This is a genomic window from Paenibacillus sp. p3-SID867, from assembly GCF_025142895.1.
Taxonomy (GTDB): domain Bacteria; phylum Bacillota; class Bacilli; order Paenibacillales; family Paenibacillaceae; genus Paenibacillus_AQ.
This window is the reverse complement of the sequence record NZ_JAMBDM010000001.1, coordinates 522,077-540,600: the sequence shown is the minus strand read 5'-3', so window position 1 is coordinate 540,600 and position 18,524 is coordinate 522,077. Positions and strand designations below refer to the sequence as shown.

Here is an 18,524-nt window from a genome sequence, read left to right as displayed (position 1 = left end):
CAATTTAATGTCAATATATTATATTGATAAAAATTATGGCTGTTATATTATACGGGTGCAATGAATATCTTGTCGGTCATTCTGCCGGTTCTTAATTGTATATTTGCCAGAAGTCAACTTTCCTCGTTTTGATGTGGACATGCCGGATATTGAATGATTGATTTGAGATAAAAGCATGAATTTAAATTAGAAACATCCCGTGGCGGCAAAAGCAATTCATGGGTCGTTATGGACTATTTTTATAACATGATATATTGGTATGTATTGAAAGAGATGACTCTTTTCCGCTGTTGTTTGCTGCTTGTTTGAGGAATCGGCAAACGTTTTTACGAATCACTTTCCCGCGTACAGGCACTTCTGGGCCGTTGCCTACATACAATGAGAAGACCGAGAGACCGAGCGCGATAAGGGCCGGTTGCATTGTAACTTCGCAGGAGGTGTCCCAAAGTGCCTGGATTGTTTACCGCAATTGCTTTGTTCATAAAAGAGTTGACCCTGCTCGTTTCGTACGTGAAAAACAACGCGTTTCCCCAGCCTCTGACCGAGGAAGAGGAAGCTAAACATCTGCAGCGAATGGCCGAAGGCGATCCTCAGTCGCGGAATAAACTGATTGAGCATAATCTTCGGCTGGTCGCACACATCGTAAAAAAGTTTGATAACACCGGCGAGGATTTGGAAGATTTGATTTCCATCGGGACGATAGGACTCATCAAGGCGATTGAAAGCTTTCGGCCGAACAAAGGTACGAAGCTGGCGACATTTGCTGCCCGTTGTATAGAAAATGAAATACTGATGCATTTGCGTTCACTCAAGAAAACCCGCAAGGACGTATCCCTCCATGATCCGATAGGAACGGACAAAGAAGGAAATGAAATTACATTAATTGACATTTTAGGGACGGAAGCGGATGATATAGTGGATGCCGTGCAGTTAAAGATTGAGAAGAGTAAGATCTATCGGAACCTCGATATATTGGACGACCGGGAGAAGGAAGTCGTTATTGGTCGTTTTGGGCTGGAAGCGGGCGGAGAAGAACGGACGCAGCGTGAGATCGCCAAGGAACTCGGCATATCGCGCAGCTATGTGTCACGGATCGAGAAGCGGGCATTGATGAAGCTGTATCATGAGTTTTACAAGCAGAAACGGTAGGAAGAAGCGGTGTTGAAATATTTTCAAGAACGGATAAGCCATGATGGCTCGTTGCATCTATCTAAAGCTTGGCTCTTCACGAGTTGTGCAGAGGATAGGTGCATTTTGTTAAGGCGTAATGGACAAGCGGTTTTCTTCCGCGGAGAGCATCATTTCAAACCTGCCCCAATCATTATCGCCGTTTTATGGACAGCGCCGGAGCATTTACATATGCGATAATTCACTTACAATGAAAATAAATCCTATAGATGAAAAAAGGGGGAATGCAAATGGGCTTAAGCCGGTTCAATTCCAAACTGTTGTACAAATACGTCGTTACGTATGTGGTCATCTTACTGCTTCCGGTCATGATGGTCGGTTTTTTTGTATACCAGTACTTCATTCAGCTGCTGGAAGACGAAGTAACCCGGAGCAATTTGAATCTGCTCTCCCAGGTGAAAGAGAATGTGGATGTCAAGATGACCGAGCTTCACAACATCGCCTTCCATATTTCGGGCAACACCCGCCTCACCCCCTACCAGGTGACAAAAAATCCGTTTACCGAGCTTGACACCATCTCCCAGCTGCGAAATTATGTCAGCGCCAACACCTTCATCTCCAATTTCCTGTTATATTTCCATGGACATCATAAAGTATATTCACCTTACAGCACGTACGACGCAGCCGAATTCACAGACAAAATCTACACCTTCGAAAACTGGGAGCCGGAGCAATTCTATCGGGACATTAACGAAGCGACCATTCCCTACGTACGGAAATCCGAAGATGTACGAACAGCGGTTGGTGGCCGCGAACGCTATATTACCTACGTGATGCCGATCGGCCCGAATCCATCCGATTCGTTCGGTACGGTCATATATTTGATCAACGAAAACCGTTTTAAGGAATTAATTAAAAAGAAGTTTGAGGATGCATGGAGCAACACGCTCATTTTGGACGAGAAGGGGGAGCTGATCACCTCTTCCCAGAGCATGGATCCGGGCAAAACCGAAATCCTGCTAGAACGTTTGCAAGCAAACAGCGAGGGTCAAGGCACGCTGAATGTTGAAGAGCGTGAATATTTCGTGTTTCAGGATGAATCTGCCAAGTTCGGCTGGACCTATATCACGCTGGTGGACAAGGATACGGTCATGCTAAAGGTGGAGCAGGCCAAAAGCAGGACATTTTACGGGTTGCTGCTGCTTGTGCTGGTGGGAAGCATTTTTATTTTCTTTGCCACCCATATGAATTATAAGCCGATCCGGATGCTAAAGCGGCTTGCCGACAGTAAAGTGAACATTCCCCCGGGGAGTAGGCTTGGCGAGATTGAATCGATTCGATCAGCGCTGGATGTGATGTCCGAGAACAACGATGAATTGAACCGGAAGATTGAAAGAAGCCGTCCAGCGCTCAAGTATTACCTGATCCTGAACCTGCTTAAAGGCGAATACAAAAGCAAAGATGATCTGCGCGGAAAAGGAGAGCTGGCAGGGCTCCGATTAGAGAGCGTGTTTTATACCGTCATGGTGCTTCTTTTTCCGAAAAATCACGGACACCTGTCGGTTGCGGGACTGCCGGACGGATGGTGTGAAGCCCTCCCTCAGGGCACGGAGGTTTTCGGTATCGAGGGGCTCGAGGCCGAGCAGCTCGTATTGGTAATGGGAACAGACGAAGCTGTTGAAACGATGGAGATGCTGCTGAAGATGACCCATGAGACCCTTAGCCGTTCACTCGGCATGGACGTTACCATCGGGGTCGGTAACTCTTACGTAAAGCTGGAGGAGCTGGGCAAATCTTATATCGAAGCCTGCGGAGCGCTTAATTACAGACTGATTAAGGGGAAGGGAAGCCTGATTTTTTTCCGCGAAGCCGTTTCTGAAGCCGAGACGAACCGGAACGGTTATTCGAAAAGCCAATGGAACCGGCTGAAGCAGTTCATCTACCAAAGCGACACCAGCGGCATAGAAGCGTTTCTCCGTCAGCTGATCGACCGGATTCGTAAAGAGCAGCTTCCGTTATTTATGGTCAAGTGCATTTGTTTTGATCTGATCAACGTGATCCTGGCTATTCTGGAGGAGATGGAACTTGATGAAGAGGCGCTGGCTGAGAGATATCCGGATGTGGTGAAATTGACGGAATTTGAAACCGTGGATGACCTGATCGAACTGGTAAAGGATATCTCCGCGGATATCCGCCGAATTTTAAGCGAACGCAAGGAGAGCGGAAACAGAGAGCCGGTGGAGAAAATGAAGTTGTATATCGGGGAGCATTTCGGATCCACGCAGTTCTCGGTGCAAAATCTGGCGGGTGAGCTGGGGATGTCCGCCTCGTATCTGAGCCGTTATTTCAAGGAGCAGACAGGCTTCACCATTTCTCATTACGTGAACCGGCTGCGCATGGAAAAGGCGAAGGAGCTGTTAAAGCATGGGGAAGGGAACCTGCAGGAAGTGGTGGACCGAATCGGATACGGAAGCGTCTCCGGATTTATTAGAAAGTTCAAGGAGCAGGAAGGCATGACGCCCGGCGATTACCGTACCATGAAGCACAAGTGATTGTAAACGCTTGCATATCCAGGTCATATTTGATCAATGCCGTTCGTCAATCGGCGGCAGAAGCCGTCAACTCCGTTGTCACATCCCGTTTATCCTGTACATAAACGGTAAATTTACACCTCCCGCCGTTCCCTTTATGTTGGTGTACAGAGAGGGGGTGATACGACGGATGAAGCTGTTTCTGCGAAAAATCAGAGTGCATTACCAGCTGTACCTATTGTTTTTACCTACGCTTGCGTACTTCGTGATTTTTCAATATATACCGATGTACGGCGTGCAGATCGCGTTTAAAGACTTTTTGGCGACAAGGGGAATTATCGGAAGTCCTTGGGTCGGTTTGGAACACTTCGAGCGTTTTTTTAATTCCTTCCAGTTCTGGACTTTAATCAAAAATACACTGGGCTTGAGTTTATACGGGTTGGCTCTAGGATTTCCGATACCAATCCTGCTTGCGCTTCTGCTCAACCAACTGTCCAGTCACCGTTTTAAACGGTTTGTCCAGACCGTAACCTATGCGCCTCACTTTGTATCGACGGTTGTCATTGTGGGGATGCTGACGATTTTCCTGTCCCCGGGCAGCGGATTGATCAATCATCTTATCGTTGGTTTGGGAGGGGATCCTGTCTTTTTTCTCGGCTCGCCGGAATGGTTCAAGACACTGCATGTTCTTTCTGGCGTATGGCAGGGGGCAGGCTGGGGGGCGATCATCTATTTGGCTGCATTGGCAGGGGTGGATCCGGGGCTTCATGAAGCCGCCATCATCGATGGGGCGACTAAACTGCAGCGAATACGCTACATCGACATCCCCTCGATCCTGCCGACAATCATCATTGTACTCATCCTGCAGCTGGGTTCGATCATGACGGTCGGTTTCGAGAAGACCTTCTTGATGCAGAACTCCTTGAATCTGGACTCGTCGGAAGTGATATCGACCTATGTGTATAAGACAGGGCTGCTGGGTACCCAATACAGCTTCTCGGCGGCGGTAGGCTTGTTCGATTCCATCGTGAATTTTATCCTGCTCGTCACCGTCAACCGGATCGCCAAAAAACAGACCGAAACGAGTCTTTGGTAGAAAGGAGGAGCTCCGACATGCATTCCAGATCAAGGGCGGATAGAGTGTTCGATTTATTCAACTATGCGTTTCTTACGCTGCTGCTCATTGTGATCCTATATCCATTGTATTTTATTATCATCGCATCTGTAAGTGATCCGATTAGCGTAAGCGGGGGCAAGGTATGGCTGTTTCCTGTCGATTTTACCCTTGAGGGGTATCAGAGGATAATGGAGAACCAGACGATATGGGTCGGATACAAAAATACGCTCGTTTACATGACGGTCGGGACTGCGGTCAATGTAGCCATAACCGTTACGGGGGCTTATCCCCTGTCCCGCAAAGACATGTACGGCCGGAATCTGTTCATGTTTCTCATTACGTTCACCATGTTTTTCAGCGGAGGGCTTATTCCGACCTACCTGCTGGTTAAATCTTTGGGCTTGATGAATTCCATGTGGGCTTTGATATTACCAGGGGCCGTCAGTGTCTGGAATCTGATTATTACCCGTACCTTCTTCCAACACAACATTCCGGATGAACTCCGGGAGGCGGCAGCCATGGACGGCTGCTCGGATTTCAAGTTTTTTCTGCAAGTGGCGCTTCCATTATCAAAATCCATTCTGGCCGTTCTAGTCCTGTTTTACGGGGTAAGCCATTGGAATTCGTTCTTCAGCGCGCTGATCTATTTAAGGGATGAAGCTCAGTACCCGCTTCAGCTGGTCCTGCGGAACATACTCATCCAGAACGAGGTGCAGGAACTAATGAACCTGGATCTCGGTGCCAGCAACAGCCTGTCGGAATCCATCAAATACGGGGTCATCATCGTAGCCAGCATTCCTGTGCTCATCCTGTATCCGATGGTTCAGAAGTATTTTGTGAAAGGTGTCATGATTGGTTCTTTGAAAGGCTAATCCAAAGATCACGAAAGGGTGGTTATCTTGAAACGATGGATGGCGAGGTCTACGGCATACGCGGTGGGGGCGGCTCTTCTTCTGGCGGGCTGCAGCAGCGGAAATGAAGCAAAGGAAGGTGCACAGGCGCCAAGCACCGAAGCGAATTTCAACGAAACGGGACTTCCGGTCGTAAATGAAGAGATCCGCATCCGGATTCCGGTTGTCAAACAGCATTATCACAAGGATTATAACGAAATGGTGCTGGTGCAGGACCTGGAGGAAAAAACGAATATCGATGTCGAGTGGGAACAGATCCCGTCTGAGAGCTGGACCGAGAAGAAAAATTTAATTCTGGCCAGCGGAGAATTCCCGGACGCATTTTTCAACGGGCTGACGACACAGGATGTGGTGGATTACGGAACGGAGGGCGTTCTGATTCCGCTGGAGGATTTGATCGACAAATACGCGCCGAACATCAAGAAAATTTTGGATGAGAATCCGCAAGTACGGCGGATGGCTACGGCGCCGGACGGACACATATATTCCATCCCGTGGTTTGAAGATCAGGCCCATTTTCAATATCGGAACACATTTCTGTTGAATAAAACGTGGCTGGATAAACTCGGCCTTGAAGTGCCGACAACGCCGGATGAATTGATTGCAGTGCTAAAGGCGTTCAAAGAGCAAGATCCGAACGGGAACGGCGAAGCGGATGAAATCCCGTCAACCTTCCGCCACAACACGACGACGAATGGGTACTATGAGCTGTTTGGGGCGTTTGGGCTTGCCGATGCGCTTACCGGCTTCTCCGTCAAGGATAAGAAGGTGGTGTTCGAGCCGGCCATTCCCGAGTACAAGATGGCAATCGCGTTCCTGAACCGCTTATACGAGGAAGGGCTGTTGGATCAGGAATCCTTTACCCAGGATGCCAAACAGATGCTATCCAAGACGAAGGACGAGACGCCGAAGGTCGGGTTGATCGCCTCTTTTAACGGAACGTATGAGCTGGGGGACAGAGTTCATGAATACGTGGCGATGCCTCCGCTGAAAGGACCGGAGGGTCACCAACTGTGGAGAAGGCAGGACAACCGGATCATTCTCAACTTCTTCTCGATTACGAAGAACAACCCGTACCCCGAAGCGACGATGCGTTTGGTGGACACATTGAACGATCCAAAATCGGCGATGCAGTTTAAATATGGTCCCTTCGGCAGCCATCTGAAGGAGAAGTCGGACGGCAAGATTGAAATCGTGCCGCCTCAGGACGGAATGGATATCTCCACTTGGATCGGCAGCACGACGCCTTCGACGGCCTTCCCGCTTCTGGTCTCCAGCGAATGGCTGCAAAAGCTGGAGAAGAGCGAAAGCGATAAACTGCGCAACGGATTTTATGAAATTTATAAGCCTTATATCGTTCCGGAGGATCGGACATACCCTAATTTGTATATGACGGCGGAAGAGAACAAACGTCTTGGCGTACTGGCAACCGACATCATGACGTATGTCCGCAAGATGGAAGCCAAATGGATCGTGGAAGGCGGCATTGAAGCTGAATGGGACAAATACGTAGAAGATTTAAAGCGAATGGGATTGGATGAAATGATCGAAATCAAGCAGCAGGCTTATGACCGTTATATCCGTAGTTGACATCAGAGGGGGCGGCAGCGTGCGTTAGGCTACTGCCCCATATAACAACCGAATCGGGAGGGTAACCGCATGAACATGGAAGAAACCGCGCACAGGATTAGGCCGTGTGCCGATGATTATGTCACCGTATTCGAGTCGCCGGATCCACAGTCCGTTTATTGTTACTCGCCTGCCATTATTAATCTGCCAGGCGGGCGACTCGTATTAACAATGGATCTCGGAGGAAAGGGAGTCCCCGATCTTCCGGGGCCGAAAGGTTCACGCAAAGGGTTTATTACACAAGGGAAAGTGTTTGTGTCGGACGACAAAGGCCGTACTTGGCAGCATACGCATGACTTCCCCTTTATGCATGCACGCCCCTTTCTGGCCGGAGGAGCACTTTACATTCTAGGGCACTGCGTCAATCTGATGATCATCCGATCCGATAACGGGGGGCTTACCTGGTCCGAGCCGGTCCAGCTGACCGATGAAGGGGATTGGCACCAGGCTCCTTGCAATGTCCATTATGCCAAGGGGAATGTATACCTGGTTATGGAGGATATTCGGCAGCATGACATGACGGTGTGGCCGGTTAGCGAAATCCAGCCGGTCCTCATGCGGGCACGGGAAGACGCTGACCTGCTGGAGCCGGTCAGCTGGACTTACGCTTCCCGCTTAACAGCCGTCGATGCCTTTCCGTCGGATCGTCTCGATTATTTTGGCGTCCCCTTTTTCACCGAAAATTCGGATTACCTCAAGGGTCAGTTGAATTGCCCGCCCGTCGGCTGGCTGGAAACGAACGTCGTTCAATTCACCGATCCTGACCATTACTGGTATGATCCCGAGGGCAGGACGTTTCATCTGTGGGCGAGAGCTCATACGGGAGGTACCGGTTTTGCCGCCATCGCCAAAGTAGTGGAGAACGACGACGGCACAATGACAACGATGCTGGAGACGACGCCTTCCGGCAAACGAGCAGTGTTTGTCCCGTGCCCGGGAGGGCAAATGAAGTTTCATCTGTTATTTGACGAGGTGAGCAGGTTGTATTGGCTGCTCAGCTCGCAGTCCACAGACAGCATGACGCGCAAGGAGCGCCTGCCGGCGGAGCGCTTCGATCTGCCGAACAACGAGCGGCACCGTCTTCAGCTCCATTACTCAACGAATTGCATCGACTGGTGTTTTGCGGCTATCGTGTCGATCGGAGCCTCGCCGAAGCAGTCGCGGCATTATGCCAGCATGGCCATCGACGGGGAAGATCTGCTCATTGCCAGCCGATCGGGCGATGCCAGAGCCAAGGATGCGCATAATGGGAACTTGATTACGTTCCACAACATTCGGAATTTTCGATCTCTCGTATATGGATAGGAGGGTATGGGCTTTGACCAAAAAAGCGGAGTTAACCAAGAAGTTCGAGGGCGTCTTTTCCCTACTGCTAACCCCGTTTCACGAGGACGGAAGCATCGATTGGGAGGCTTATGAACGCTACGTGGAGTGGCAGCTGTCCTTCCGGCCCCAAGGCTTGTTTGCCGTATGCGGCAGCAGCGAAATGAAATGGCTGACTTTAACGGAACGGTTGGAGCTGATGAGAAGGGCTGTGAAGCTGGCGGGGAACACACCGGTTGTGGCTACGGGCAATCTTGAGGCTCCGAAGCTGCAGCAGGAAGAGCTGAAGCAAGTGATGGATACGGGGCTTGCGGGCGTCGTTCTTGTCCCCTCGGCCGGCATGGGGGTCGACCAAGGCAAGCTCGCGGATCACTTCGCGGGGCTGGCCGATATAGCGGAATGTCCGGTCATACTCTATGAGTGGCCCTTGGTGGAGCCCTATGCAATAGAACCCTGGGTCTATTCCAGGTTAACGGATACTGGCAGCGTGATCGGGATCAAGGACACAACCTGTACGATGGAAGGCATAATGGGTAAGATCGAGGCGGCTCAAGGTACGATTGTTTACCAGGCGAACACCCCGTTCATGCTGGAAGCCATTCGTCAAGGAGCTAAGGGAATCATGGCCATCGTTTCGGCTGCCGGAGCAGGCTCTGTTTTAGACTTCTGGAGGGCGGCTTCGCAAGGATCGGCCCATGCGGAGAAGCTTCACCGGGAGCTTGTATATCTCGACGCGCTGCTCCGATTCGGTTACCCCTCCTCGGCGAAAATGCTGGCCGCTCTTCAAGGCGTGCCCATGGGATCGACAGTGAGATCCGGCGGCGTTACCACACTCGAGGCTAAAAAGGCGATGGAGGTTTGGCTGCAAACCGTCAAGGTTTAAGAAGATGAATGATGGGGGGGATCGATGATGAGCAGTCGACATGAAAGTGATGACGTCCAAGGTGAACGTACGCAGCAGCCGCTGATGGAGCGTCCAATGAGCAGGCGCAGTATGCTGTCCGCCCTCGGATTTGCGGGGGCGGCATTGGCAGCTGAGCATTTTCTGAAAGGTCCATTGGCGAGAACGGCTTTTGGTCAAGGCGCTCCGGCTGTAACCGATGCCGTTTATGGAGACGATGACAAAATCAAACCACCATTGTTAATGAACATGAGTTATATCATTGCCGTTACCTTGGCTGAACTCCGGGGTATGGAGGAGCCGAGAGAGGATTTGATTTATTTCGTTACGGACCCGGGACAGGAGGGGCATTTCATATATGATCCTGCAGATAACACTTCTCCCGATAATACCGGAACGATTGTTGCATCCGCTGCCGGAGCCCGCTTTAAGCGACTGCATGACGGAAGCGTTAACGCTGCATGGTTTGGTGCAGTAGGCGACGGAATGTCCGACGATACGGAAGCGGTTCGTTCGGCTCTGGAAGCAGCCAGAGGAAAGAGTTTGTTTTTCCCGCCGGGGGTTTTTCGATTGACCGATACGCTGATCATCCCCCGTAATACGTTTGTCCGCGGAAGCGGTGCTTCCTCGTGGTATGCTTTTGGCCAAAGGCGCAATGAGGTCCCGGATAGCATCCTGGATATGGAGAACGGCACCGTCCTTATGTTTACGGGAAACGGTTCCCGGACGTATTCCAGCAACCGGAACGATTTTCGGGACTTTACCTGCGCCGTGAAGCTGGATGCCGATGCAGACGGTACCCAGCTGTCCGACCTCAAGATCCTGTCCCACTTCAAGATTCGCGACGCGCTAGGGAATATTACGACCCAGCATACGGATGAACATGCCATGTTCGATGTTGGGCTGTGGATTGATAATGCTACTCATGTGAAGCTGGATCGCGTCTCTGTTGTCGGCTACTGGCAGAAAGCGGGGGTGTTTCTGGATGCATCGGGGCGGTTATCGGCAACCGCCGAATACGGCTCCATTGAATATGCCACCATTAAAGATTGCCTGTTTCAGGGCAAAATCGGGCTCGCCGTTCTGGGCGGTGACGAAGGGAATCCGCCGGATGCCGCAGGCTTTACCCCTCCCGTTGACGATGCCCGGACCGAGGGACAGTTCGGATTATCGCATTTGCTTGTGTCCGACTCCTTTTTTTCCGGTACGGATCATCATTCCAACGGGTTCGCCCCAGGCTGGGAGAGCCGGATCGAACCGGACAGCACACCGATTAAAATTGACGGCTTCATCGGAAGCGGTGTTCCTTACCGGATCAACCATCCGAGATTCGTGAACTGCTCCATCCAGACGCGGGAAAGTGCTTCCATCGTGCTGGATCGGGTCATCAGGCCGACTTTCATCAATTGCCGGGCGGAAAGCGGACCGGTAAGGGCAAGCCCATACACGGTTCTCCCCCGGCTCATTAACTGTGAATTTCCATACAATCGCTCAAAAACGGAGTTTCAGGAAATGGAGCACTGCCAGGGTGCATGGATCGTTCCGGGAATGCGGAGGCTCGGGCATATCCATCTTAGGGAATACCATTTTCAGGTGGAGCTCCGAAATAATAACGGAGTCATTGAACATCGGCTGACGAAGACGGGTGCGATGCAGCCTTCGACGGCACGCTCCTTCGATGTAGAGGCGCTCTTCCGCTACGCTGTTCAGGAGGCTTCATGGGATTACCGGTCCTGGACGCCCCTTCCGCTTCCCGGCGGAACGGGAAGCGATGATTTCTCCAAAGGGATGTTCCTGGGGGAGAAAGCATTCCAGAGCAAATATGCCTTGTTTACGGCTGCGGCCATCGACAATCACCCGGATTATCAGGAGGCGGAAGCCGCAGTGACCTTGAACAGGACCTCGGATACCGCGCTTTGGATTCGGCCAGCCGCCTACGCGTCCCAGAATGTTCCTTACCGGATGAAAAACTATTCCAATGTCCTCAAGCTGGAGCTTCGGAGCGGGGACGGGCCAGCCGCGAGTTTGCTTACCGCGCTTCCCAAGGAAAGCGGCGGATCGGCAAGCCTTGTCATTTCCGTCAGGGGCAAATTTTATGAACAGGCCTATGGGCTAGTGTGAAAAAAGAGGCGAAAGGAGACTGGATTCATGCCGTTGAATATCGGATTTACAGGTCTAGCTGTATTGGTACTGATCGGTCTGTTGTTGTTCGGCCCGTCCAAGCTGCCCCGATTGGCAAGGGCGCTCGGAACAACGATCAAGGAGTTCCGGAGAGGCAGCAAAGAAATGCTGGAAGAAGAGACGGCTGGTTCCGATGCTGATCCCAAGGCAGGCGCTGATGCCGTAGGGGGAGATGGCAAGCTGCAGCAGAACTTGTAAAGCGTGTTAATGTAGAAGGAACAAAAGTGCGAGCCTCTTCCGGGAAGAGGCTCGCTTCGGTTTAGGTGCCTGCCATTGGAGCACGGCCCGGATAGCCATGGGTGCCGCCATGCTGCCGAGCATACCGAAGATGTCGGAATGCAGTCCCCTTTGACCGATGATGTACCCGCATGTCCCCCCAATGAATTCAATCGAGATGTACCGTTTCATATTGGACAATGTTACCACATAAACGACAAAGTCATCTTTACGCTTCAGGCTAGGCATTCAGATCCCCTCCTACAAGGTGTCCACCTCGCCTTCCTTATTTGGTAATTAGGCAAACGGCCAAGTGTGAACGATATGTTGAGTGCAAACCTGATGCTGATGTGAACCCGCCGTCATGACGGAACCTCTTCCATCAAGGCGCGTCGAATCAGGTTTTCTCATGCCATTTTATGTATGCTGAAGAGGCGGTATGCTTTCTTGCAGCGGCTGTTTTTAGCAAAAAATCCCCCTCCTTGTCCTATTAAAGGATAAAGAGGGGGATTTAGCGACATGAGCGGGTCAGTCCTCGTCCAACTCGGTTTGCAAGATCTGGTCTTCCGAAGGATAATCTCGCCTCATCTCTTTGTGGAGACCTCTGTTTTCGTAATCGAAGGAGTTCGGTGGTCTTTGATCCGCTCTCCATGGACTGCTTTTACCAAGCGTTTCGGTCCGCAGGCTGGATCCGTAAGGACCCTCCGGGAATTCCTCCGCGGTTAAATCGTTCCGCTGTGACTCCACGGTGGATAGATCCGTAAATTTATCCCGTTCTTCTTTCTCAAATCCGTTCATACCTGAAACCTCCCGAAAAGGTACTTAATCTACCGTTTCAGTGTGCCCTGAACAAGAGGAATCATTCCGTTATATGGCCTGGATCCTCTACTACAGTCCAGCAGCACCGAATACGCTGTCAAAGGCTCGCCGTGATTTAGCAACCAATTCTTCAGGGGTCCCGGTCGGCGTGGAAGGCGTCAATATTTCTTGTGTCACCGGGCCTGCATAGCCGATATAATTCAGAGCCTGAAGGAACCCAGGCAGATTAATTACGCCTTCACCCGGATAAAGCCGATCGTTATCAAGCACATCTCCCACGGGTATGTTCTTGGCATCGTTGATATGGACATGAACGATTTGTTCGGGGCGCAGCTGCCGGATATCCGCAACCGTCATCTCATTGGTGTACCAGTGATATGCATCATACAGCAGCCCGACATTCGGCTCCCCGATGGCATCAATCCAATCCAAAGTTTCTTGTACCGTCCAGATGAACGGGTTCTTCCATTGGGTGCGCAGATGATGCGGTCCTACGAACTCCAAGGCCAATCGAATTCCGTATGCCCCCAAAATGTTGGCACATGCCCGCAGTCTGGTGGTGCCCAGCGCCATGAAATGAGCAGCGGGTGCATCGGTGGAAGGAAGAATGTATGTACAGCACCGTGTGCAGCCGAGAGCCTTGGCGGCTGCCGCAGCTGCCGGGAGTTTCTCGAGGCCGCTTAGAAACTGCTCGTCCGTTCCTCTCCATTCTACGGGAAGGCCGATGGCCCCGATCTCCAGTTGGCGGGACTTCAGCATATCGGCTGCCGCCTCCACGCCAAGGCGGTCTACAAGACCTTTGGCATCGATATCGATGCATTGGAATTCGTATTTGGCCGCGAGTTCGATAAACTGTAAATCGCTTTCAAGTTTTCCGAGTCCTGCGCTTGTTAAACCTTGCAGCATATTCATCGTCTCCATTCGCTATTAGATGTCGTTTTGCTAGAGGCGGGCCTTCGTTTATATCAACCCATTGGTTTCATAGTTTCTATTATGATATGTTCCACTCTATAAATCTATGATCGCTTTTTATTTTTTTTTGAGAAAGATAGCGATTGGAGCCACTGCCGATTTGTTATTGTGAGAAGGATTCGTAATAAACCGGCATGAATTCCTAGCGTTTCGAAGGGGATTGCATATGTTTTGCCGAAATAACCATGTCATATGAACTTCCACTTTACTCGCGAAAAGGAGATTAAAACTCAGAATGAATACCATTGAACAGCGGAAGAAAGAGCTTGGTAACTTGTATCCGGAGCCCACGATCGACGAGCAGGTTTTGAATCGATTTTGGGAGGAAGCATTGAAGTCGTACGGTAATAAGCCGCTCCACATGGTTAGTCAACCGGAAACGACGCCATATCCCTACATGGAAGTATCCAAGGTCACTTATCATGGTTATGATGATACGCCCATCCATGCTTGGTATATAACTCCCGCTAAATCTTCTACGGACGAGAAGCCTCGGGCGTGTATCGTAACCTTCCCGGGTTATTCCGGAGACCGTGGATTTCCGGAACGGTATGCCCATTGGCTGATGCTCGGTTATGCGGTGTTTGCCGTGGACGTAAGGGGACAGGCCGGAGAGACGGGGAATCTGCTTCCATTGGACAGCGGCGTGGTTAAGGGCTGGGTGACGCAGGGGATTACGGATATTCGTCGCTCCTATTACATGGCAGTTGTAATGGATGCTGTGAGGGCAGTGGATGCGGCATCGGAGCAGCCTGGAGTGGATCCGAACAAAATTGCCGTGGTAGGCGGCAGTCAGGGCGGCGGACTGGCTTTGCTTGCAGGGGCTCTGAATCCGAAGGTTGCGGCCATTGTGGCCGACATTCCCAACATGTGCAGGATGGACTACGGGATTCTTCATTCGGCTAGCTCGCTGAACGAAATCGCCCAATACATAAAGCGCTACCCGGAGCAATTGAATCAAATCCTGGAGCATCTCTCGTATTTCGACATGCTGAATCTTGCGCCGCGAATCCAGGTGCCGGTCATGGTATCCGTTGGTTGGAAGGATACGGTCTGCATGCCCGAAACGATATATGCTGCATACAACCGAATGAAAGCGGCAAAAGAAATAAGAGACTATCCGTTCTCTGGCCATGAAGTCAATGAGTACCAGAAGAGGGAGGGCGTCTTGTTCCTGGAACGGATTTTTAACGGGAGATAGAACACGGAGACAGAAAGGGGCAGGCACGACGATTGCTCAGGACTGCTCTTTATATAGCATCATTGGACAGAAGCAAACGAATCACATTTAAATTTGTGTTATATCTATGTTATATAAAATAACATAAATTATATATTTGTTATATTTTTTAACGTATATGTATTGACAAATACCCGAATTCGCCTATAATTATACCCAAGGACAGAAAAAACTCGATAAACACCCTATACCTACCCCGGTCAATGTAATATTAATTTACACAAAGGGATGTTGAACCATGATGACAGCAGGCGAACTCAAACAGGATCTTTTGAGGGTTTACAACGCGATAAATAAGAAAATATTTAACGTGGGTGTAAAGCAGCAAAAAGTCGATTTCGTTGGCAATAAAATCATCATTGTATCGAGAAATAGTAGAGTCCCCGTCCTCAAACTGCTGGATGAGAATTACCCCCTCTCTACCCGGCAGTTGGACCACCTTTTATTCCAGGTGTTCAAGCAGGAGATTAAAGCTTCCCTGGAACAGCAGTTTCAATTTAAAATCATCTCCATTCTTAAAGACTATGATGCAGAGACCGAGTTTTCCGGTACCATCGTATTCTTGGAGAAGGAGGTCGAAGCATATCTGAACGACATGCCGGAACTCTTGTAGAGAGCGGGCCGATCGTCAGTTTGGTACCAAGGCACATACATGTGTGCGTCTTGGGGCTGGACTGGCGATTTTTTGTTACATCCGCTTTTGAAAATAAATGTCTGTTGTTTCTGAAAAAACATGAAACTCAAAGGAGAGGGAGGAAGGGGCATGACTCACAAAATTGAAATTTCGGGTGTCAGCAAATGGTTTCGCCGAAACGGGGAAGAAATTGCAGCTATGCGGGAGACGAGTCTGGCGATTGAGGAGGGACGTTTTGTCAGCATTATCGGTCCCAGCGGCTGCGGCAAGTCAACGTTGTTTAACATTATTGCCGGTTTGATGCCGCCCTCCACGGGCAAAGTGACGGCTGACGGAAAGGATATCGTCGGCACAACCGGTTATGTTGGCTATATGCTGCAAAAGGACATGCTTCTGCCTTGGCGCACCATCCTCGACAACATCATTCTGGGTATGGAGGTCCGTGGCGTACCCTACAACGAAGCCGTGGGGAGGGCGCTGCCCCTGATGGAAAAATACGGTCTGAAGGGCTTTGACAAGCATTATCCGAAGGAGCTTTCAGGAGGGATGAAACAGCGTGCCGCGCTGCTGCGGACGCTGCTCTACGACAGGGACATCATTTTGCTGGACGAGCCCTTCGGCGCATTGGATGCCCAGACTCGGCTGACCATGCAGAATTGGCTGCTGCAGATCTGGGAGGATTTTGGCAAGACGGTGCTGTTTGTCACCCACGACATTGACGAAGCGATTTATTTATCGGATGACATCTATGTATTCTCGTCCAGACCCGGGCGGATCAAGTCCAAAATTACCGTAACGATGGAGCGTCCGCGGAAAACGGAAGACATGACGTCTCCGGCCTTCATGGACCTGAAGCATCATCTCATGGATTTGCTGTCCGCTGGACAAGATGAAGAACAAATCTCTTAGGGGATAAGAACAAAATGAGGAGGGAACTGGAATGGAAAGTGCACGCAAAGAGGCTTTTATCGTACATGCCGTGACGTCTGCGGAGCCTGCAGCGGGTTCGTCCAAAAGGCCGGAGGTTATGCCGTACATCTTGGATGAAGAGGCGCTGGAGCGACGCAGAAGCCGGCGAATCGTTTGGGGGCGGGCCGCTGTGGCTGTACTTGTTTTTCTGGTATGGGAGGTGTTCACCCGGATCGGCCTGCTGGATTCTTACTATTGGAGCAGCCCCAGTGCGATTCTTCGCACGACTTGGACCCAGATGACCGAGGGAACCCTTCTCCGGGACATTACGTATACATCCGGCTCGACGATTCTCGGTTTTGTGTTCGGAACCTTTCTCGGCGCACTGCTCGGACTGTCGTTCTGGTGGTCAAGATCGTATGCCGGCATCAGCGAGCCGTATCTGATCATTTTAAATGCGATGCCCAAGCTCGCACTAGCACCTGTACTCGTCATACTGCTGGGAATCGGATTTTTTTCCAAGGTGGCGCTGGCTTTCTCTATGACGGTTGTCGTTTCGGCGCTTTCCGCATACAGCGGCGTGAAGAGTGTGGATCCGGATATGGAGAAGCTGATGTATTCCTTGGGTGCCAAGCGGCATCAGGTTTTTACCAAGGTTGTCATACCATGGTCCATGCCCTGGATCATCAGCAGCTTGCGGATTAATATTGCCCTTGCGCTGGCAGGTGCCATCGTGGGCGAGTTCATCGCTTCAAGCCAGGGCGTCGGCCGGATGATTATGTATGCAGGAACGATACTGGATATCAACCTCGTGTGGGTAGGTGTCGTCGTCCTGTCGCTGCTGTCCATGGTGATGTACTGGGGCGTGGTGGTGCTGGAGAAGTGGTTATCCAAGGGATTGACCAAACAATAGACAGAATAACCGAACTCATTATTTCTATTAAAAGGGGAATTCATATGAACCAAAACATGAAGAAACGTTCACTGCTGTTCGCACTGCTCATGGTCACCGGTCTGCTTGGAGCCTGCGGCAATGAAAAAAACGATAACAGCACCGCGTCCGCTTCCGGTGACGGGAAGTTGAAGAAAATCGTGATCGCCGAGCCGCTTCACTCCACGGGATATCTGCCGCTGTACGTCGCGCAGCGGGAAGGCTTCTTTGAGAAAAGAGGGCTCGACGTTGAGGTCATCCAAGCGGCCGGAGGAGCGCACGTAACCGCCGTGGTCAGCGGGGATGCCTGGGGCGTCATCGGCGGGACGGAGTCCAATGCCTTGGCTAACAACAACAATTCCGATCCGATCATTTCGGTCGTGAATGTTGTCAACCGGGCGAACGTGTATTTAATGGCCAAGAAAGGCGCCGCACCTGCGAGCAGTTCCCCCGAAGACCTGAAGGCATTTTTACAAGGGAAAAAGATTAACGCCGGTCGCCACGGCGGTACGCCCAACCTTCTAACCCGCTATCTCCTGATTCAGCTCGGACTCGATCCGGAGAAGGATGTGCAGCTGCTGGAACCGGCAGACGGCTCCACGGTGGTGACGATGGTCCAACAGGGCGCGGCCGACATTGCGAACGGAGCCGAGCCGCAGATCAGTGACGGGATATCGAAGAATGTATGGGAAGAGCCGTTTTACAAGTTTCATGACCTGGGGGATTTCTCGTACTCGGTTCTCAGCGTGAAGAAGTCAACCATCGAGAAGGACCCGGAAGCTGTTCAAAGTTTCACGGACGCCATGATCGAAGCGCTTGCAGTTGTGCAAACGGATAAGGAACTAGCCAAGAAAAATCTGATAGCCGAATTCCCGACGTTGTCCGATGATGCGATCCAAGCTGCCTTGGACCGGGCCTATGCCGACAATCTCTGGAGCTTGGACGGGATGATTTCGGAAGAGGCGTTGAAGCACGATATGGATGTCATGATCGAGACGGGGATATTTAAAGGGGACTATACCTATGATGCGCTGGTAGATATGCAGTTTGTAAACAATTCCAAGAAGTGATCGGCAGGTGCA

Annotated in this window: 17 protein-coding genes; 14 read left to right on the top strand and 3 right to left on the bottom strand. The window is 50.9% G+C overall.

Annotated elements, in window-relative coordinates:
* Positions 1 to 447: 447 nt before the first annotated feature.
* From sigK to M4D81_RS02515, 9 genes are all read left to right on the top strand, one after another.
* Positions 448 to 1,149: an RNA polymerase sporulation sigma factor SigK gene (sigK, locus tag M4D81_RS02555; RefSeq protein ID WP_006208952.1), complete on the top strand. Its 702-nt coding sequence runs from the start codon at positions 448 to 450 to the stop codon at positions 1,147 to 1,149.
* A gap of 269 nt (positions 1,150 to 1,418) precedes the next feature.
* Positions 1,419 to 3,680 (top strand): helix-turn-helix domain-containing protein, encoded by a 2,262-nt coding sequence (locus M4D81_RS02550; protein ID WP_260064329.1) that lies wholly within the window; start codon positions 1,419 to 1,421, stop codon positions 3,678 to 3,680.
* Between the two features lie 169 nt (positions 3,681 to 3,849).
* Entirely contained in the window at positions 3,850 to 4,755 is a 906-nt protein-coding gene (locus tag M4D81_RS02545; protein WP_235613231.1) for an ABC transporter permease, read from the top strand.
* Between the two features lie 17 nt (positions 4,756 to 4,772).
* Positions 4,773 to 5,648, top strand: coding sequence for a carbohydrate ABC transporter permease (locus M4D81_RS02540; protein WP_071222859.1), 876 nt, complete (start codon positions 4,773 to 4,775; stop codon positions 5,646 to 5,648).
* Between the two features lie 27 nt (positions 5,649 to 5,675).
* Entirely contained in the window at positions 5,676 to 7,277 is a 1,602-nt protein-coding gene (locus M4D81_RS02535; protein ID WP_260064328.1) for an extracellular solute-binding protein, read from the top strand.
* A gap of 69 nt (positions 7,278 to 7,346) precedes the next feature.
* Positions 7,347 to 8,621, top strand: a complete 1,275-nt coding sequence (locus M4D81_RS02530) for a sialidase family protein (protein ID WP_194541589.1) — start codon at positions 7,347 to 7,349, stop codon at positions 8,619 to 8,621.
* 13 nt (positions 8,622 to 8,634) lie between these two features.
* Positions 8,635 to 9,522 (top strand): dihydrodipicolinate synthase family protein, encoded by an 888-nt coding sequence (locus tag M4D81_RS02525; protein WP_260064327.1) that lies wholly within the window; start codon positions 8,635 to 8,637, stop codon positions 9,520 to 9,522.
* A 24-nt stretch (positions 9,523 to 9,546) separates the two neighbouring features.
* Positions 9,547 to 11,661 carry a glycosyl hydrolase family 28-related protein gene (locus tag M4D81_RS02520; protein ID WP_260064326.1) on the top strand — a complete coding sequence of 705 codons (2,115 nt, stop codon included), beginning with the start codon at positions 9,547 to 9,549 and terminating at the stop codon, positions 11,659 to 11,661.
* 27 nt (positions 11,662 to 11,688) lie between these two features.
* A complete protein-coding gene (locus M4D81_RS02515; RefSeq protein WP_071222863.1) occupies positions 11,689 to 11,919 on the top strand; it encodes a twin-arginine translocase TatA/TatE family subunit in 231 nt (76 codons plus the stop codon).
* Between the two features lie 6 nt (positions 11,920 to 11,925).
* Here the strand turns inward: M4D81_RS02515 and M4D81_RS02510 are convergent, their stop codons facing one another.
* From M4D81_RS02510 to M4D81_RS02500, 3 genes are all read right to left on the bottom strand, one after another.
* Positions 11,926 to 12,186, bottom strand: a complete 261-nt coding sequence (locus tag M4D81_RS02510; protein WP_235613232.1) for a hypothetical protein — start codon at positions 12,184 to 12,186, stop codon at positions 11,926 to 11,928.
* A 279-nt stretch (positions 12,187 to 12,465) separates the two neighbouring features.
* A complete protein-coding gene (locus M4D81_RS02505) occupies positions 12,466 to 12,735 on the bottom strand; it encodes a hypothetical protein (protein ID WP_260064325.1) in 270 nt (89 codons plus the stop codon).
* Positions 12,736 to 12,825: 90 nt separating this feature from the next.
* On the bottom strand, positions 12,826 to 13,662 hold the full coding sequence (locus tag M4D81_RS02500) for a sugar phosphate isomerase/epimerase family protein (protein WP_260064324.1): 837 nt from the start codon (positions 13,660 to 13,662) through the stop codon (positions 12,826 to 12,828).
* Positions 13,663 to 13,963: 301 nt separating this feature from the next.
* Between M4D81_RS02500 and M4D81_RS02495 the strand changes: the two genes are divergently transcribed.
* From M4D81_RS02495 to M4D81_RS02475, 5 genes are all read left to right on the top strand, one after another.
* Positions 13,964 to 14,929, top strand: a complete 966-nt coding sequence (locus tag M4D81_RS02495) for an acetylxylan esterase (RefSeq protein WP_260064323.1) — start codon at positions 13,964 to 13,966, stop codon at positions 14,927 to 14,929.
* A 277-nt stretch (positions 14,930 to 15,206) separates the two neighbouring features.
* Positions 15,207 to 15,581: a Na-translocating system protein MpsC family protein gene (locus M4D81_RS02490; protein ID WP_071222867.1), complete on the top strand. Its 375-nt coding sequence runs from the start codon at positions 15,207 to 15,209 to the stop codon at positions 15,579 to 15,581.
* A 150-nt stretch (positions 15,582 to 15,731) separates the two neighbouring features.
* Positions 15,732 to 16,511, top strand: coding sequence for an ABC transporter ATP-binding protein (locus tag M4D81_RS02485; protein WP_260064322.1), 780 nt, complete (start codon positions 15,732 to 15,734; stop codon positions 16,509 to 16,511).
* Positions 16,512 to 16,542: 31 nt separating this feature from the next.
* Complete coding sequence (locus tag M4D81_RS02480; RefSeq protein ID WP_071222869.1) at positions 16,543 to 17,424, top strand: ABC transporter permease; 882 nt, start codon at positions 16,543 to 16,545, stop codon at positions 17,422 to 17,424.
* 44 nt (positions 17,425 to 17,468) lie between these two features.
* Complete coding sequence (locus M4D81_RS02475) at positions 17,469 to 18,512, top strand: ABC transporter substrate-binding protein (protein WP_260064321.1); 1,044 nt, start codon at positions 17,469 to 17,471, stop codon at positions 18,510 to 18,512.
* Positions 18,513 to 18,524: the final 12 nt, after the last annotated feature.

Bases quoted from the DNA above. Each gene is read 5' to 3' on its own strand.
- M4D81_RS02510 (WP_235613232.1), bottom strand. From the start codon at position 12,186: ATGCCTAGCCTGAAGCGTAAAGATGACTTTGTCGTTTATGTGGTAACA.
- M4D81_RS02480 (WP_071222869.1), top strand. From the start codon at position 16,543: ATGGAAAGTGCACGCAAAGAGGCTTTTATCGTACATGCCGTGACGTCT.
- M4D81_RS02515 (WP_071222863.1), top strand. From the start codon at position 11,689: ATGCCGTTGAATATCGGATTTACAGGTCTAGCTGTATTGGTACTGATC.
- M4D81_RS02505 (WP_260064325.1), bottom strand. From the start codon at position 12,735: ATGAACGGATTTGAGAAAGAAGAACGGGATAAATTTACGGATCTATCC.
- M4D81_RS02530 (WP_194541589.1), top strand. From the start codon at position 7,347: ATGAACATGGAAGAAACCGCGCACAGGATTAGGCCGTGTGCCGATGAT.
- M4D81_RS02550 (WP_260064329.1), top strand. From the start codon at position 1,419: ATGGGCTTAAGCCGGTTCAATTCCAAACTGTTGTACAAATACGTCGTT.
- M4D81_RS02490 (WP_071222867.1), top strand. From the start codon at position 15,207: ATGATGACAGCAGGCGAACTCAAACAGGATCTTTTGAGGGTTTACAAC.
- M4D81_RS02495 (WP_260064323.1), top strand. From the start codon at position 13,964: ATGAATACCATTGAACAGCGGAAGAAAGAGCTTGGTAACTTGTATCCG.
- M4D81_RS02475 (WP_260064321.1), top strand. From the start codon at position 17,469: ATGAACCAAAACATGAAGAAACGTTCACTGCTGTTCGCACTGCTCATG.
- M4D81_RS02545 (WP_235613231.1), top strand. From the start codon at position 3,850: ATGAAGCTGTTTCTGCGAAAAATCAGAGTGCATTACCAGCTGTACCTA.
- M4D81_RS02540 (WP_071222859.1), top strand. From the start codon at position 4,773: ATGCATTCCAGATCAAGGGCGGATAGAGTGTTCGATTTATTCAACTAT.
- M4D81_RS02520 (WP_260064326.1), top strand. From the start codon at position 9,547: ATGATGAGCAGTCGACATGAAAGTGATGACGTCCAAGGTGAACGTACG.
- M4D81_RS02500 (WP_260064324.1), bottom strand. From the start codon at position 13,662: ATGCTGCAAGGTTTAACAAGCGCAGGACTCGGAAAACTTGAAAGCGAT.
- M4D81_RS02485 (WP_260064322.1), top strand. From the start codon at position 15,732: ATGACTCACAAAATTGAAATTTCGGGTGTCAGCAAATGGTTTCGCCGA.